The organism is Pseudomonas soli, assembly GCF_021283165.2.
Lineage (GTDB): Bacteria > Pseudomonadota > Gammaproteobacteria > Pseudomonadales > Pseudomonadaceae > Aquipseudomonas > Aquipseudomonas soli.
The window spans coordinates 3,952,420-3,968,589 of record NZ_CP128543.1 but is presented as its reverse complement, the minus strand read 5'-3'; the positions used below and the strand labels follow the sequence as shown (position 1 = coordinate 3,968,589).

The window sequence follows — 16,170 nt, the reverse complement described above, 5'->3', positions numbered from 1 at the left end:
TATTGTGGTCTTACCGGTTTGTTCACTGCGTGGGCTATAAAACGCCGATTTTCCGCATAATGCAAGGGTTTTTGGCCTTACCGGTCTGACCAGTTATGGTGCAGTGATAGGCAATCTGCTCTAGGGTGGTGCGCGGGGGATTTCACAGCTTGGCGAGCACCTGATCGACGGCTGCGATCAGCTTGCCGAGGTCCTTCGGGGGGGCACTGTGGATGACGCCGAAAAGATAGGCGCGTTGTTCATCTTCGTCATCGGGGTCGCTGAAGAACACTTTCGGCTTGACCCCCAACGCCTCGGCAAAACTTATCAGTGACTCGATGCTGGGGGTATAAGTGCCGGTTTCGAAACGGCTGATGGTCTTGGGGTCGAAGCCGGTTCGCTCGCCCAGTTGTGCCTGAGTGAAGCCTGCCAGTTTGCGGTAGCGGCGCAGGGCAGGACCTAGACCTGTTCTCGTCATCGCTTAATTCCCATTTAGAATCAAGCACTTAACGATATATGTCGATATAGCGCAACGCCATGATTCATCACCTTTATTTGCAAAATGTGATGTAATTCGTAGAATTCGCCACTTTGATTGATCAGTCATTCAAGTAGTCATCCAGGGTGATCCGGTCATCCACCGGCCCGCGTGCAAGCGGTGTCGGATATTGGAACTGATCCAGGATGAACGGTTCCGGCGCCGCTGGCCTTCTGTCAGGCCGCGTGTCGGGCGGTGTATGAAGGGAGTCTTGTCGTGCGTCAAAACCTGCCGGTGAATCCGGTCGAGCAAAGTTTTCCCGAGCACCAGCGGCTCATTTCGGCCACCGACACGGCCAGCCTGATTACCTATTGCAACGCCGAGTTCGCCGCCATCAGCGGCTTTAGCCAGGAAGAGCTGATCGGCAGCCCGCACAACCTGGTGCGCCATCCGGACATGCCAGAGGCGGTGTTCGAACGGATGTGGCAGTACCTCAAGGCGGGCCACAGCTGGATGGGCATCGTCAAGAACCGTTGCCGCAACGGCAACTTCTATTGGGTCAACGCCTACGTCACGCCGATGCTCGAGAATGGCCAGGTGATCGGCTACGAGTCGGTGCGTGTGCGCCCGACCCGGGAGCAGGTGGCCCGTGCCGAGGCGTTGTATGCCCGGCTGCGCGACGGCAAGGCAGCGCTGTCGCCGGCCCGGCGTGTGGCATTGCTCGGCCGGGCCATGGTGCTGCCAGTGTTGGCTGGGACCCTGGCCATTGCCGGCCACCAGCTGCTCCCAGATCTACCTGCACAGGGCTTGACCTTGGCGTTGTTCGCCGGCGTCGGGCTGTGGGCGCATGGCCGCATGGGGCTGCACTTGCAGCGCATCGTCCGGGTGGCCGACAACGCCTTCAGCGACCCGGTTGCGGCCTTGACCTACAGTGACCTGCCGGGCGCCGCCGGGCAGTTGGAGTTGATCCTGGTTAGCGAGGAGGCGCGCCTGAAGACCGCGCTGACTCGTTTGAGCGACCTTGCCGCGCAGATGGCCGGCGCCGCCCAGGATGCCGGGCGGCTTTCACGCAGCACCGAATCGGCGTTGCTGGAACAGCGTGCCGAGACTGACCTGACCGCCACCGCCATGACTGAGATGGCGGCCTCGATCGGCGAGGTTGCTGGCCACGTTCAACTCACCGCCGAGCAGGCGCAGACCGCGCACCTGCTGGCCGGGCAGGGCAGCCAGGTGGCCGACGCCACGGGGGCTGCGATCCAGAGCCTGGCCGGTACGGTCGGGCAGATCAACCAGGCGGTCAACGATCTGGCCGGTCAGACCGGCGCCATCGCCGAGGCGGCCGGGATGATCCGCGCCATTGCTGAGCAGACCAACCTGTTGGCGCTCAACGCCGCCATTGAAGCTGCCCGCGCCGGGGAGCAGGGCCGTGGCTTTGCGGTGGTCGCCGACGAAGTGCGGGCCCTGGCTGACAAGACCCGCCAATCCACGCTGCATATCCAGTCGATCATCGACAGTTTGCGCGGTGGCGCCGAGCAGGCGGTGAGCATCGCCAGCCAGGGTATCGAGGGCGCGCAACAGGGCGTGACCCAGGTCGCCCTGACTCAGGAAGCGTTGCAGGGCATCCGCCACGCCGTGCAGCGCATCAGTGACATGAGTCAGCAGATGGCCGCTGCTTCGCATGAGCAATCCAGCGTTGCCGAGGATGTCTCGCGGCAAATCAATGGGGTGGCGGGCACGGTCCAGCAGAGCGCGCACCGCGCCAATGCCGCCGCCGTGCGCGGCGCGGAGCTCGAGCAGGTGTGCGCCGGGCTGCGCGCCCTGGTGGAACGCTTCAACCGCTAGGTTGCGAGGCTTATGGACGACAATTACCGCGCGGCTGTCGATGCGGCCGCGATCTTTTCCGAAACCGATTTGCGCGGTTGCATTACCTACGTCAACCAGCAGTTCTGCAGCATCTCAGGCTATAGCCGCGAGGAGCTGCTGGGTGCCAACCATCGCATCCTCAATTCCGGGCTGCACGAGCCGACCTTCTTCCTCGAGATGTGGCGCGCCTTGGCAGCTGGCCGGGTATGGAAGGGCGAAATCTGCAACCGGGCCAAGGACGGCTCGCTGTACTGGGTGGACAGCACCATGGTACCGCTGATCGACCCGCAGACCGGCAAGGTGCGCAAGTATGTGTCGATCCGCTTCGACGTCACCGAGAAGCGTCAATTGTTGCACACCCTGCAGTGGCGCGTGGGGCACGACGTGCTGACCGGGCTACCCAACCGCGCCTATTTGTCCGACCTGCTCAACCAAGCCCTGGCGTTCTCTCGCCGCGAAAGCATTCCCCTGGCGGTATGCATGCTCGACCTCGATGGTTTCAAGGCGGTCAACGATGGCTATGGCCATGCCACTGGCGACCTGCTGCTGGTGGAGGTCGCCCAACGCCTGCAGCACATCCTGCGTGGCGGTGATGCCGTGGCGCGCCTGTCAGGGGACGAGTTCGTGCTGATCCTGCGGCATATCGAAGGTCCGCAGCAGCTGGATGCCGCGTTACGGCGCATTCTCCAGGCGCTGGCCGCGCCCTACACGGTACGCGAGCAGCCGTTGAGCCTGAGCGCGAGCATTGGTGTCACCCTGTTCCCGCAGGACGACGAGGATGCCGACACCCTCGTGCGCCACGCCGACCAGGCCATGTATGTGGCCAAGCAGCGCGGACGCAATCGCTACCACCTGTTCGACGTGTCCCAGGAACTTGAGCTCAAGGCCACCCACCAGACCGTGGCGCGGGTGCGCCAGGCCCTTCGCCAGGGCGAGCTGTGCCTGCACTACCAGCCGAAGGTGAACATGCGCAGCGGACAAGTGATCGGTTTCGAAGCCTTGCTGCGCTGGATGCACCCCTCCAAGGGGCCGGTACCGCCGGGGGAGTTCCTGCCCTTTGTGGAGCAGACCGACCTGATCGTCGAGCTGGGCGAATGGGTCATCGACCAGGCTTTGACCCAGTTGCAGCAGTGGCAGCTGTCCGGACGCGATTGGTCACTGAGCGTCAACATCGCCGCCCGCCAGTTGCAGCGCGGTGACTTCGCCCAGCGCCTGGAGCGCTTGCTGGCGCGCCATCCCGGGGTGTCGCCAGCGCGCCTGGACCTGGAGATCGTCGAGTCGGTGGCGATCGACAACCTGCCGCGGGTCGGCCGCTGCCTGGATGCCTGCCGTGCATTGGGCGTGCGATTTTCCCTGGATGACTTCGGCACCGGCTACTCCTCGCTGAGCTACCTCAAGCGCCTGCCGGCGCAGACCATCAAGATCGACAAGTCCTTCGTGCGCGACATCCTGCATGACCATGACGACCTGGCCCTGACCGGCGCGGTGATCGGGCTTGCGCGGGCGTTCGGGCGTGAGGTGATCGCCGAAGGGGTGGAGAGTGTCGAGCATGGCCGGATACTGATGGAACTGGGGTGCGAGCTGGCTCAGGGGTATGGCATTTCCCGCCCCATGCCGGCGGATGAGTTGGCAAGGTGGGTGACCGATTACCGCCCACCTGTACAGTGGCAAGAGTTCTCCTGAGCGAAGGCGCCGGTCTGTCTATCGGCGGCGGAAGGCGGTTTGATGATTCTTGTGAAATTGGTCATTGGCGAACCCGTGCTTTCAGCAGAGCGCCGTCAACCCGTTCGAGCGCGACCGGTACGCGGTGGTTGAAGCGTCCGGCGCTCAGGTCGAACCTTTACGCAATGCCACCCAGGCGAGGCGGGGGAAGCAGTTAGCGAGGGATCGCTGCTGCTTCATGCATGAAAAGAATAGCGAGCCTGGTGGTGCGCGCCTGGCCGGGGCTACATGGATAGCACCCGTTCAGGTCATGGGCGCCGTGCTCTTCACCGCCGCCAGCTCCGGATGCGCCACCAGTTTGTCGATATGCAGCTCGTCGTTGTTCATCCAGGTCTCGGTCAGCACCCGGTAATGCTCCATGTCGCGGCAGCGCATGCGCAGGCTGTAGTCGAAGTGCCCGCTGATCAGCTGGCACTCGTAGACTTGCGGGCAGGCGCGCACGGTGGCCTCGAAGGCCCGCTGCGCCGAGCGCCCACTCTGGTTGGACAGGGCCACCAGCACCAGCAATGACAATCCGGGGGAGACTTGCTGCAGGTCGATAATGGCCCCGTAACCGCGGATCACCCCGCGCCGCTCCAGCTTGCGCACACGTTCCAGGCAGGGCCTGGGCGTCAGGTGCACGAGGGTGGAGAGCTTTTCATAGGTGATCCTTCCTTGGTGGCGCAGCACGTCGATGATCGCTTCATCAATGCGATCCAGCGGTGTGGCGGCAGGGGTGATGGCCTTGGTATCCATATGCGGCGTGACTTCACTTGAGGCGGTTGGAGAGGAACTGCCGCAGGCGCTCGCTCTGTGGCTGGTCGAGGATCTCGGCGCTGCCGCTTTCCTCGACCAGGCCCTGGTGCAGGAACAGCACCTGGCTCGATACCTGGCGGGCAAACCCCATTTCATGGGTGACCATGAGCATGGTACGTCCTTCCTCGGCGAGCGTCTGTATCACCTTGAGCACTTCGCCGACCAGCTCCGGGTCGAGTGCCGAGGTGGGCTCGTCGAACAGGATGATTTCCGGCTCCATGGCCAGCGCCCGGGCGATGGCCACGCGCTGTTGCTGGCCGCCGGAGAGAAACGCCGGATACTGCTCGGCGGCGCGGGCCGGCAGGCCGACCTTGTCCAGGTACTTGCGCGCCCGCGCCTCGGCTTCGCTGGCGCTGATCCCCAGCACCTTGCGTGGCGCCAGGCAAATGTTTTCCAGCACGGTCAGGTGGCTCCACAGGTTGAAGTGCTGGAACACCATGGCCAGACGCGTGCGCAGGTTCTGCAACTGGGCCGGTGGCGGGGTGCGGGTGCCGGGGTGGATCTCCAGGGTCTGGCCGTCGAGGGTGATGCTGCCGGCATTGGGCTGCTCGAGGAAGTTGATGCAGCGCAGGAAAGTGCTCTTGCCCGAGCCGCTGGCGCCGATCAGGCTGATCACGTCGCCCTTGCGCGCCTGCAGCGAGACGCCCTTGAGCACCTGGTGCTCGCCGTAGTGCTTGTGCAGGCCCTCGACGCTGAGCTTGATCGCGCCAGTATGGGCGTGCGCCCTTGGAGCCTGGGCGAAGGTGGAAAGTGGTAGTGCGGTAGCAGTCATGTTTTCAGCCTCGTACAGGGTCAAGGAAGCGCATCCAGCGCCGTTCGGCCACGCGGAACAGGCCGACCAGGGCGAAGGACAGCAGCATGTACAGCAGGGCGGCCACGCCGAAGGCCTGGAAGGTCAGGAAGGTCGCGGCGTTGGCGTCACGGGCCACCTTGAGGATGTCGGCGACGGTGGCGGTGAAGGCCAGCGAAGTGGCATGCAGCATCAGGATCAGTTCGTTGCTGTAGGCCGGCAGCGAGCGGCGCAGGGCGGCGGGCAGCACCAGGAACAGGCTGAGCTTCCAGCCGCGCAAGCCATAGGCCTGGGCCGCCTCCAGCTCGCCGGCGGGCAGGTTGCGGATGGCCCCGGCAAAGATTTCCACGGTGTAGGCACAGGTGTTGAGCACGAACGCCAATAAGGTGCAGTTGAGTGCGTTGCGGAAAAACTGGTCGAGCAGGGCATGGTCGCGCACCACCTGCAGGCTGTAGAGCCCGGTGTAGCAGATCAGCAGCTGGATATAGAGCGGCGTGCCGCGGAACACGAAGGTGTACAGTTGTACCGGCAGGCGCAGCCAGGCATGACGCGAGGTGCGCGCCAAGGCCAGGGGCAGCGACAAGGCGAAGCCCAACACCATGCTGGCCAGGAACAGCCAGAGGGTCATGGCCAGGCCCGAGAGGCCGGTGCCATCGCTGTAGAGATAGGCCAGGCCGTATTCCTGAAGGAGTTCGATCATCGCGCCAGCTCCTTGATGCCGGTGTTGTAGCGCCGCTCGAGGTACTTGAGCAGGCGGTTGGACAAGGTGGTGATGACCAGGTAGACCAGGCCCGCCAGGCACAGGAAGAACAGCATGTCATTGGTGGTCTTGCCGGCGTTCTGCGCGGCCTTGACCAGGTCGGCCAGGCCGATGATCGACACCAGCGCGGTGGACTTGAGCAACACCAGCCAGTTGTTGCCCAGCCCCGGCAGGGCGAAGCGCATCAACTGCGGGAACAGCACCAGTCGAAACCGCTGTGCCTGGCTCAGGCCATAGGCGGTGGCGGCCTCCAGTTGCCCGGCGGGTACGCTGAGGATGGCGCCGCGCAAGTTCTCGGTGAAGTAGGCGCCGTAGATGAAGCCCAAGGTGAGCACGCCGGCGCTGAACGGGTCGATTTCGACATAGTTCCAGCCCAGCATCTCGGTCAGGTCGTTGAGCCAGATCTGCATGCTGTAGAAGATCAGCAGGATCAACACCAGGTCGGGAACGCTGCGGATCAGCGTGGTGTAGAGGGTGGCCGGAAGACGCAGCAGCCTTGATCGCGACAGCTTGGCGCTGGCGCCGATCAGACCCAGTGCGAGGCTGAGCGCCAGTGACAGCAGAGCCAGCTTGAGGGTCATCCAGGTGCCCTGGGCCAGCAGCGGGCCGAAGCCTTGCAGGCCGTGAGAGAGGAGGTCGTTCATGACAGGATCTCGCGGGGAGGCCGTCGCGGGGCAAGTCGGGTCGCCGCATCGCCGCTCCCACGCAGTCGTCAACCCGTGGGAGCGGGTTTGCCCCGCGATCGGCGCATTAGGTCACTCGTTGTAGATATCCACGTCGCCGACATACTTCTTCTGGATCTCGGCGTAGGTGCCGTCGGCATGGATCATGGCGATGCCCTTGTCGAGCAGGGCCTTGAGTTCGGGATCGTTCTTGCGCAGGCCCATGGCGATGTCCAGCGGCAAGGTTGGGTCCTTGATCGCCGGGCCGCTCTTGAAGTCGGCACCTTCGGGCTTGGAGAGGAAGTTGAGCTGGGCTTCGAGCTTGTCGGTGACGGTGGCGTCGAGGCGGCCATTGATCAGGTCGGCGTAGTTCTGGTCCTGGCTCTGGTAGGCCTTGACCTGCGCGCCCTGCGGCGCCAGCACGGCGCGGGCGTAGGCTTCCTGCAACGAGCCCTGGAGCACACCGACCTGCTTGCCCTTGAGCGATTCGGTGGTGTCGCCGAAGTCGGCTGACTTGCGCACGATCACCGAGGTGGGGCTGAGGAACAGGCGGCTGGTGAAGTCGATCTGCTTCAGGCGTGCCGGGGTGACGGCCATGGACGACATGATGGCGTCGAACTTGCGGGCGCGCAGGGCCGGGATCATGCCGTCGAACTCGTTGTGCACCCAGGTGCACTTGACCTGCAGCTTGGCGCAGATGGCATTGCCCAGGTCGATGTCGAAGCCTTGCAGGCTGCCATCGGCGGCGACGGATTCGAAAGGTGGGTATTCGGGGAAGACGCCGAAGCGGATCTCGGTCCACTCCTTGGCCTGGGCAACGCTGGTGGCACACAACGAGAACAGCAGCACGCCGAGGCGTTTTCGCATGGAGAACATGGTCTTGGGTCCCTGGGTGTTGTTATTGGTAGTAGGGCGGTTGAAGCTTGTAGGTCCGTCATTGACTCATGGGTCGCGCTCAGAATGCGCGAGATAGACAGGTTTTTTGTGTCGTTTGCCAGCGCGTGGGAGGCCGGATTCGGCTGTTAGTGGGCCACTTGCAGCCGAAACGGCTGTTCCGACAAAGATTTATGGATGTGCGACAGCCGTTTCGGTCATTGGGGCCGCCAAGCGGCCCCGCGTGTAAGGTCAGGCAGCACTGGCCTTGCGCTCACGCCCTTTTGGCTGCAGCAAGGCAAACAGGTCCTTCGGGTTCTCGAGTTCAGGCACCAGCGCAATGTCGTGCCCGATGTCCAGGGCGCGGGCCACGTCGAGTACATAGCGCAGCGCCGAGTAGTCCTCCAGGGCGAAGCCGACCGAGTCGAACAACGTGACTTGCCCGACGTTCTCGCGGCCTGCGGCGCTGCCCTCGACCACCTGCCAGAACTCGGTGGTCGGTGAGTTGGCGGGCATCTGCTGGATCTCGCCTTCGATCCGGCTCTGCGGTTCGTACTCGACGATCACCCGGGCACGCTCGACGATGTCGCGGTGCAGTTCGGTCTTGCCCGGGCAGTCGCCGCCCACGGCATTGAGGTGCATGCCCGGTTCGATCAGTTCCGGGGTGAGGATGGTGGCGTAGGCCTTGTCGGCGGTAACCGTGGTGACGATGTCGGCCCCGCGCACTGCCTCGGCCACGTTGCCGGCGATGGTCAGCTTCAGTTGCGGGTAGCCGGCCAGGTTGGCTGCCAGTTTCTCCGAAGCCTTGCGGTCGATGTCGAACAGGTGGATCTCCTCGATGCCCAGCAGGGTATGGAAGGCGATGGCCTGGAACTCGCTTTGCGAGCCGTTGCCGATCAGCGCCATGCGCTTGCTGTCCGGGCGCGCCAGGTAGCGGGCGGCCAGGGCCGAAGTGGCGGCGGTACGGATGGCGGTGGTCAGGGTCATCTCGCTGAGCAGCACCGGCGCGCCGGTATCGACATCGCCCAGGGCGCCGAAGGCCATCACGGTGAGCAGGCCGTTGTGGGTGTTCTTCGGGTGGCCGTTGACGTATTTGAAGGCGTACAGGCTGGCGTCGGACACCGGCATCAGTTCGATCACACCGTCCGGCGAGTGGTTGGCCAGGCGCGCGCATTTCTCGAAGTCGTGCCAGCGCAGGTAGTCCTGGCGGATGTATTCGGCCATCTCGGCCAGACAGGTGGGCAGGCCCTTGCGGTTGACCAGGCGGGCGAGGTCATTTACGTCGATGTAGCGGGTCATGATGGTTCTCCTTGACGGGTCAGTGGCGCGAGGGCAGGTGGATTTCGGCGAGCATGCAGCGGGCGCTGCCGCCGCCGATGCGTTCGATATGGTCGATGTTCACCACCAGCGGATGGCTGTGGCGTTCGACCTGGCGGCGCTGCTGCGGATCGAGCGAGCGCCAGGCGCTGCGCGACATCACCAGCAGCGAGCGGCCGTCGCGATCGTGGACCTCGAGCATGTTGCCGGCGAAGTTCTCCAGCTGATCGAAGTTCAGCGCCAGCACCTGCTTGTCGGTGTCGCGCAGCGAATGTTCCAGTGCGCGGCGTTCGTCTGGGTGGGGCAGGGCATCGAGGCAGGCCACGGCGAGCTGGCGGCCGACATTCATCATCACGTTGCTGTGGTAGATCGGCGCCTGCTGGCGGTCCACCGCGTGGAACAGGCACAGGCGGTAGTCCAGGTGCTCGGCGAACTGGCGCAGGGCGCGTTCGTGGGTGCGCCCGGAGTGACAGGCGTAGCTGATGCGGTGCTCACGGTCCAGGACCATGCTGCCGGTGCCTTCGAGGAACAGATTCTGCTGTTCCAGCGGGCTCAGGTCGACGGTGCGCTGGATGGCGAAGCGCTCGCTCAGCACGCCCAGTACGCCCTTGCTGCGTTCCAGGCGGCGGTTCTTGCCCTCCATCGGGTAGAGCACCAGGCTGCCGTCGGCATGGCTGCTCCAGCAGTTGTTGGGGAAGATCGAGTCAGGGGTATGAGGTTCGGGGGTGTCCTGTACCACCAGTACGTCGACGCCGTGCTGGCGCAGGCAGTCGACGTAGCCGTCGAACTCTTCCAGGGCCTTTGCGCTGGCGGTCTCTGGGTCCAGCGGCGCTTGCTGGAAGCGGTTGTTGGCGGCGGTGTCGGGGTTGAAGGCGAACCGCGCCGGGCGAATCATGAGGACGGTATTTGTTGTTTGCATTGGGCACGCATCCGCGGGTGGGCTGTGTGACCATTGTCGGGGGGATCGGGAAGAAATCCCGGCTGAAGCGTGAGTGGGGAGCAGCCAGAAACAGCTGAAGTGGATGGGATGGCAGCCGAATCGGCTGTATGCCGCTATGGTGGGGGAGTCAAAGAGAAACGGCGCCTCGAAGGGCGCCGTTTTCTTTATTGCCGGAACACAGTATTACTTGTGCAGCTCTTCAGCCGCATACAGGGTGTTCTCCAGCAGGCATGCCCGGGTCATCGGGCCCACGCCGCCCGGCACCGGGGTGATCCAGCCGGCCCGGGGCAGGGCGGTCTCGTAGACCACGTCGCCAACCAGCTTGCCGTCTTCCTGGCGGTTGATGCCGACGTCGATGACGATGGCGCCTTCCTTGACCCACTCACCCTTGACCAGCCCCGGCTTGCCGGCAGCGACCACCACCAGGTCGGCGCGGCCGACGTGGCCGGCCAGGTCCTTGGTGAAACGGTGGCAGACGGTGACGGTGCAGCCGGCCAGCAGCAGCTCCATGGCCATTGGCCGGCCGACGATGTTGGATGCGCCGACGATCACCGCGTTCATGCCGTACAGGTCCTGGCCGGTGCTGTGCAGCAGGGTCATGATGCCTTTCGGGGTGCAGGGGCGCAGCAGCGGGATGCGCTGGGCCAGGCGGCCGATGTTGTAGGGGTGGAAACCGTCCACGTCCTTGTCCGGGCGGATGCGCTCGAGCAGCAGCGAGGCGTCCAGGTGCTCCGGCAGCGGCAGTTGCAGGAGAATACCGTCGACTGCCGGGTCGTCGTTGAGCCGGTCGATCAGATCGGCCAGGGCTTGCTGCGTGGTATCGCTGGGCAGGTCGAACGCCTGGGAAATGAAGCCGACCTCTTCACAGTCCTTGCGCTTGTGCGAGACATAGACTTGGGAGGCCGGGTCGCTGCCGACCAGGATCACCGCCAGGCCTGGCGTGCGCAGGCCCTGCTGGCGGCGCTCGGCGACACGTTGGGCGATCTGCTGGCGCAGGTTGGCGGCGATCGCCTTGCCATCGATAAGGTGTGCAGTCATAGACGCGTGATTAACCATCGAGAAGGGAACATATATAAGAAGCGCACATTCTCGCACGACATGGCCCAAGGGCAAAGGCGGGTGGTCGGGCAAATCCCCTAACCCCTTCAATAATTTAAATTTTTTTGCGAAAGGTGTTGACGCCTCTCAGGGTCGCCTATAAGATTCGCCGCACTTGTCGGGCACTGCCTGGCACGGGTTGGCAAAGCCAGGCAGAATAAGTGATTCACTTGTTCGGCTTGGCTGGAAGCTTAAGCGCCCGTAGCTCAGCTGGATAGAGCATCCGCCTTCTAAGCGGATGGTCGCAGGTTCGAGTCCTGCCGGGTGCGCCATTAGGCTCGGGCAAGTAAGCAGTAACGCGTTATGGTGGGCGTAGCTCAGTTGGTAGAGCGCCGGATTGTGATTCCGGTTGTCGTGGGTTCGATTCCCATCGTCCACCCCAGATTTTTCAGGGGCGCCTCGATTGAATGATCCGGCGCCCTTGTTCTAAGCGTTTCATGCGGACGTGGTGAAATTGGTAGACACACTGGATTTAGGTTCCAGCGGCGCAAGCTGTAAGAGTTCGAGTCTCTTCGTCCGCACCATGTTTCTGTAAGGCTGTACCGCAACACTGCATTATGGTGGGCGTAGCTCAGTTGGTAGAGCGCCGGATTGTGATTCCGGTTGTCGTGGGTTCGATTCCCATCGTCCACCCCATATTTTCAGAAGGCGCCCGGATCGAATGATCGGGCGCCTTTTTTGTTTCTGCCATCCGGTGCCTGTGGCTACTGGTGGTCAGGCGATAAAAGCTGTTAGATTTCAGCCGGTTGAATGCCTGGCCGAACAGGCTGCCAGAGGAGTAGCGCAAATGATTGCAAAAGAGGCGCGCCAGGCCCTGGCGCTGCAGCGTTTTGCCGAGGCCAATCCGCAGTTGCTCGAAGAAATCCGTGAGCTGGATGCCCGCGAGCAGGCCCAGCAGATCGAATGGGCGTTCGAGGATGCAGCCCAGGAGCAGGGTGTCCAGCCTTGGGAGTACGCGTTGCAGTTGATCGCCGAGTCGCCGGAGCAGTTGCAGGCCATGCGCCTGGAAGTGCACCGCGAGGTGGCCGAGGCGTTGGGCCTGGCTTGGGAAGAATACTGCCAGTTCAACGATATCGAGCCGCAATAAAACTGGCGATCGCCCAGGCTGTTGTTTGTTTGACAAGGTTTTACAACTGCGCGGCATTCGAAGTGACGCGCGGTCGTTATATGAATAGGCTCGACGCCCCGTCGTGCGGGCCTTCCAGGGAAATCGACCGGCGTGTTTCGCCGACAATCCGGGTGGGGTGACTTCTGGTGCGCGAGTCACTAGAATGTTCGCCCTTGATTCTGGAGTCGGGTTATCGCCGGCTAACGTCTGTGCAACGAGGAATATCCATGCAAGTTTCTGTTGAAAACACTTCCGCTCTCGAGCGCCGCATGACCATCGCCGTTCCGGCCGAGCGCGTCGAGAACGAAGTCAACAAGCGTCTGCAGCAGACTGCCAAGCGCGCCAAGATCGCGGGCTTCCGCCCGGGCAAGGTGCCGATGAGCGTGATTCGCCAGCGTTTCGAGGCCGATGCCCGTCAGGAAGCCTTCGGTGACCTGGTCCAGGCGTCCTTCTACGAAGCCATCGTCGAGCAGAAGCTGAACCCGGCCGGCGCGCCTGCCGTCGAGCCAAAGTCGTTCGAAAAAGGCAAGGACCTCGAGTTCGTCGCCATCTTCGAAGTCTTCCCTGAGTTCACCGTTGCCGGTTTCGACTCGATCGCCGTCGAGCGCCTGAGCGCCGAAGTGGCTGACGCCGACCTGGACAACATGCTGGAAGTCCTGCGCAAGCAGAACACCCGCTTCGAGGCCGTCGAGCGCGCCGCGCAGAACGACGACCAGGTCAACATCGACTTCGTCGGCAAGATCGACGGTGAAGCCTTCGCCGGTGGTTCCGCCAAGGGCACCCAGCTGGTGCTGGGCTCCGGCCGCATGATCCCGGGCTTCGAAGAAGGTCTGGTTGGCGCCAAGGCTGGCGAAGAGCGCGTGGTCAACGTGACCTTCCCAGAGGACTACCAGAACCTGGATCTGGCGGGCAAGGCCGCCGAGTTCACCATTACCGTCAACAGCGTTTCGGCTCCTGTGCTGCCAGAACTGAACGAAGCTTTCTTCGCCCAGTTCGGCATCAAGGAGTCGACCCTGGAAGGCTTCCGCGCCGAAGTTCGCAAGAACATGGAGCGTGAACTGCGCCAGGCCATCAAGACCAAGGTCAAGAACCAGGTCATGGACGGTCTGCTGGCCGCCAACCCGGTCGACGTGCCGAAAGCCCTGGTGGAAAACGAAGTCAACCGTCTGCGCGTGCAGGCCGTTCAGCAGTTTGGTGGCAACATCAAGCCTGAGCAGTTGCCAGCCGAGATGTTCGAAGAGCAGGCCAAGCGCCGCGTGGTCCTGGGCCTGATCGTTGCCGAAGTGGTCAAGCAGTTCGACCTGAAGCCGGACGAGGCCAAGGTTCGCGAAGTCATCGAAGAGATGGCCTCGGCCTACCAGGAGCCTGAGCAGGTCATCGCCTGGTACTACAAGAACGACCAGCAGCTGAACGAAGTGCGTTCGGTTGTACTGGAAGAACAAGTTGTAGATACTGTCCTGCAGAAAGCGACTGTGACCGACAAATCGGTCTCGTACGAAGAAGCCGTGAAACCAGCCCAGGCAGCTGCCGACGCTGAGTAACAGGCTACTCTCGTAGGAAACCCCCACAAGCCAGCCTTCGCGCTGGCTTGTGCGTATTCAAGCCATGACTATTTGGGAGTGAGCGCAGGACATGTCCCGCAATTCTTATATTCAGCAGAGCTCTGACATCCAGGCCGCGGGCGGCCTGGTCCCGATGGTTATCGAGCAGTCCGCCCGTGGCGAACGCGCCTACGACATCTATTCGCGCCTCCTGAAGGAGCGCGTGATCTTCCTGGTCGGCCCTGTAGAGGACTACATGGCCAACCTGGTAGTGGCGCAACTGCTGTTCCTTGAGGCGGAAAACCCGGACAAGGATATCCATCTTTACATCAACTCCCCAGGCGGCTCGGTGACCGCTGGCATGTCGATCTACGACACCATGCAGTTCATCAAGCCGGACGTCTCGACCATCTGCATTGGCCAGGCCTGCAGCATGGGCGCCTTCCTGCTCGCGGCAGGTGCCGCCGGCAAGCGCCACTGCCTACCCAACTCGCGGGTGATGATTCACCAGCCGCTGGGCGGCTTCCAGGGCCAGGCGACCGATATCGAGATCCACGCCCAGGAAATCCTCAACATCAAGGCGCGCCTGAACGAGCTGCTGGCCCATCACACCGGCCAGCCGCTGGAAACCATCAAGCGCGACACCGAGCGTGACAACTTCATGAGCGCTGCGCGCGCGGCCGAGTACGGCCTGATCGACTCGGTCTACGACAAGCGGCAACTGGCATCCTGAAGCAATGCGCCAGGGCGGGTGGGTGCAGAATGCGCCTACCCGCGGACTTGAAAAAGCCAGCGATTGCCTTCATCTTGTGTTTCAAGCCTACCGGATTGGATCGATCGAATGACTGACACCCGTAACGGCGAGGACAACGGCAAATTGCTCTATTGCTCCTTCTGCGGCAAAAGCCAGCACGAAGTGCGCAAGTTGATTGCCGGCCCCTCGGTATTTATCTGCGACGAGTGCGTCGACCTGTGCAACGACATCATCCGTGAGGAGGTGCAGGAAGCCCAGGCCGAGAGCAACGCGCACAAGCTACCCTCGCCGAAAGAAATCAGCGGTATCCTGGACCAGTACGTCATTGGTCAGGAACGCGCGAAAAAGGTGCTGGCAGTAGCGGTGTACAACCACTACAAGCGCCTGAACCAGCGTGACAAGAAGGGCGACGAAGTCGAACTGGGCAAGAGCAACATCCTGCTGATCGGGCCGACCGGCTCGGGCAAGACGCTGCTGGCCGAGACACTCGCGCGCCTGCTGAACGTACCGTTCACCATTGCCGATGCCACCACCTTGACCGAAGCCGGTTATGTTGGTGAGGACGTCGAGAACATCATTCAGAAACTGCTGCAGAAGTGCGACTACGATGTGGAAAAGGCCCAGATGGGCATTGTCTACATCGACGAGATCGACAAGATCTCGCGCAAGTCGGACAACCCGTCCATCACCCGTGACGTTTCGGGCGAGGGCGTGCAGCAGGCGCTGTTGAAGCTGATCGAGGGCACCGTTGCCTCGGTACCGCCGCAAGGCGGTCGCAAGCACCCGCAACAGGAGTTCCTGCAGGTCGATACCCGCAACATCCTGTTCATCTGCGGTGGCGCGTTCTCTGGCCTGGAAAAGGTCATCCAGAACCGCTCCACCAAGGGCGGCATCGGCTTCAGTGCCGAAGTGCGCAGCAAGGAAGAGGGCAAGAAGGTCGGCGAGTCGCTGCGTGAGGTCGAGCCGGACGATCTGGTCAAGTTCGGCCTGATTCCGGAGTTCGTCGGCCGTCTGCCGGTTCTGGCGACGCTGGACGAGCTGGACGAGGCTGCGCTGATGCAGATCCTCACCGAGCCGAAGAACGCGCTGACCAAGCAATACGCCAAGCTGTTCGAGATGGAAAGCGTCGACCTCGAGTTCCGCAGTGATGCGCTCAAGGCCGTCGCGCGCAAGGCCCTGGAGCGCAAGACCGGCGCCCGTGGCCTGCGTTCGATCCTCGAGGGCGTGCTGCTCGACACCATGTACGAGATCCCTTCGCAGAAGGATGTCAGCAAGGTGGTGATCGACGAGAGCGTCATCGAAGGCTCTTCGCAGCCGCTGCTGATCTACGAGAACAGCGAGCCGCAAGCCAAGGCCGCTCCCGACGCCTGATCGGGAACGGGGTAGCAACAGGAAGGGGCCTTTTGGGCCCCTTTTTGCATTTCATGGCCTGGGCGCTTGTAATTTCCCAGGGCTGCCCCCACATTAGCCCCAAGCACCATTTCCAACGG

15 protein-coding genes, 4 tRNA genes and 1 pseudogene are annotated in these 16,170 nt (G+C 62.8%); 11 read left to right on the top strand and 9 right to left on the bottom strand.

Translation table 11 applies throughout. From position 1 onward, the window contains the following. Positions 1-142: 142 nt before the first annotated feature. Positions 143-457, bottom strand: a complete 315-nt coding sequence (locus LU688_RS18385) for a helix-turn-helix domain-containing protein (RefSeq protein WP_023631149.1) — start codon at positions 455-457, stop codon at positions 143-145. A gap of 255 nt (positions 458-712) precedes the next feature. On the opposite strand from LU688_RS18385, the pseudogene LU688_RS28030 reads away from it, so the two are divergent. The 3 genes and pseudogenes from LU688_RS28030 to LU688_RS18375 all read left to right on the top strand — a co-directional run. Further along, positions 713-1,063, top strand: a pseudogene (locus LU688_RS28030) (PAS domain-containing protein); the annotation flags it as partial. Then, positions 1,037-2,299: a methyl-accepting chemotaxis protein gene (locus LU688_RS18380; RefSeq protein WP_371041607.1), complete on the top strand. Its 1,263-nt coding sequence runs from the start codon at positions 1,037-1,039 to the stop codon at positions 2,297-2,299. The pseudogene LU688_RS28030 and the gene LU688_RS18380, both read left to right, overlap by 27 nt. Positions 2,300-2,311: 12 nt before the next feature. Continuing rightward, positions 2,312-4,003 (top strand): putative bifunctional diguanylate cyclase/phosphodiesterase, encoded by a 1,692-nt coding sequence (locus LU688_RS18375; protein ID WP_094011280.1) that lies wholly within the window; start codon positions 2,312-2,314, stop codon positions 4,001-4,003. Positions 4,004-4,285: 282 nt separating this feature from the next. Here the strand turns inward: LU688_RS18375 and LU688_RS18370 are convergent, their stop codons facing one another. The 8 genes from LU688_RS18370 to folD form a co-directional block, all read right to left on the bottom strand. Then, positions 4,286-4,777, bottom strand: a complete 492-nt coding sequence (locus LU688_RS18370; protein ID WP_160290966.1) for an Lrp/AsnC family transcriptional regulator — start codon at positions 4,775-4,777, stop codon at positions 4,286-4,288. A 13-nt stretch (positions 4,778-4,790) separates the two neighbouring features. After that, complete coding sequence (locus LU688_RS18365) at positions 4,791-5,609, bottom strand: ABC transporter ATP-binding protein (protein WP_232888053.1); 819 nt, start codon at positions 5,607-5,609, stop codon at positions 4,791-4,793. A 4-nt stretch (positions 5,610-5,613) separates the two neighbouring features. Further along, positions 5,614-6,327, bottom strand: a complete 714-nt coding sequence (locus tag LU688_RS18360) for an ABC transporter permease (protein ID WP_160290967.1) — start codon at positions 6,325-6,327, stop codon at positions 5,614-5,616. Beyond that, positions 6,324-7,031 (bottom strand): ABC transporter permease, encoded by a 708-nt coding sequence (locus LU688_RS18355; protein ID WP_160290968.1) that lies wholly within the window; start codon positions 7,029-7,031, stop codon positions 6,324-6,326. Before LU688_RS18355 ends, LU688_RS18360 begins: the two co-directional genes overlap by 4 nt. Positions 7,032-7,142: 111 nt before the next feature. After that, entirely contained in the window at positions 7,143-7,925 is a 783-nt protein-coding gene (locus LU688_RS18350) for an ABC transporter substrate-binding protein (protein ID WP_038706451.1), read from the bottom strand. Positions 7,926-8,174: 249 nt separating this feature from the next. Then, positions 8,175-9,221, bottom strand: coding sequence for an ornithine cyclodeaminase (gene ocd, locus LU688_RS18345; RefSeq protein WP_094011283.1), 1,047 nt, complete (start codon positions 9,219-9,221; stop codon positions 8,175-8,177). Between the two features lie 19 nt (positions 9,222-9,240). Beyond that, positions 9,241-10,158 (bottom strand): citrulline utilization hydrolase CtlX, encoded by a 918-nt coding sequence (gene ctlX / locus LU688_RS18340; protein WP_160290969.1) that lies wholly within the window; start codon positions 10,156-10,158, stop codon positions 9,241-9,243. A gap of 204 nt (positions 10,159-10,362) precedes the next feature. Further along, positions 10,363-11,217: a bifunctional methylenetetrahydrofolate dehydrogenase/methenyltetrahydrofolate cyclohydrolase FolD gene (gene folD / locus LU688_RS18335; RefSeq protein ID WP_160290970.1), complete on the bottom strand. Its 855-nt coding sequence runs from the start codon at positions 11,215-11,217 to the stop codon at positions 10,363-10,365. A 255-nt stretch (positions 11,218-11,472) separates the two neighbouring features. Between folD and LU688_RS18330 the strand changes: the two genes are divergently transcribed. The 8 genes from LU688_RS18330 to clpX all read left to right on the top strand — a co-directional run bounded on the left by LU688_RS18330 (position 11,473) and on the right by clpX (position 16,051). Then, positions 11,473-11,549 (top strand) — tRNA-Arg (locus tag LU688_RS18330). Between the two features lie 34 nt (positions 11,550-11,583). After that, positions 11,584-11,659, top strand: a tRNA-His gene (locus LU688_RS18325). A gap of 57 nt (positions 11,660-11,716) precedes the next feature. Then, a tRNA-Leu gene (locus LU688_RS18320) sits at positions 11,717-11,801 on the top strand. 36 nt (positions 11,802-11,837) lie between these two features. Beyond that, positions 11,838-11,913 (top strand) — tRNA-His (locus LU688_RS18315). A 151-nt stretch (positions 11,914-12,064) separates the two neighbouring features. Next, a complete protein-coding gene (locus tag LU688_RS18310) occupies positions 12,065-12,364 on the top strand; it encodes a DUF6388 family protein (RefSeq protein ID WP_023629743.1) in 300 nt (99 codons plus the stop codon). Positions 12,365-12,612: 248 nt separating this feature from the next. Continuing rightward, the gene (gene tig / locus LU688_RS18305) at positions 12,613-13,926 is read left to right on the top strand and encodes a trigger factor (RefSeq protein WP_094011284.1); all 1,314 of its coding nucleotides are present in this window, start codon (positions 12,613-12,615) and stop codon (positions 13,924-13,926) included. 91 nt (positions 13,927-14,017) lie between these two features. Then, the gene (gene clpP, locus LU688_RS18300; RefSeq protein ID WP_023629742.1) at positions 14,018-14,659 is read left to right on the top strand and encodes an ATP-dependent Clp endopeptidase proteolytic subunit ClpP; all 642 of its coding nucleotides are present in this window, start codon (positions 14,018-14,020) and stop codon (positions 14,657-14,659) included. Between the two features lie 108 nt (positions 14,660-14,767). Further along, the gene (gene clpX, locus LU688_RS18295; RefSeq protein ID WP_031314790.1) at positions 14,768-16,051 is read left to right on the top strand and encodes an ATP-dependent Clp protease ATP-binding subunit ClpX; all 1,284 of its coding nucleotides are present in this window, start codon (positions 14,768-14,770) and stop codon (positions 16,049-16,051) included. The last annotated feature ends 119 nt before the right edge of the window (positions 16,052-16,170 follow it).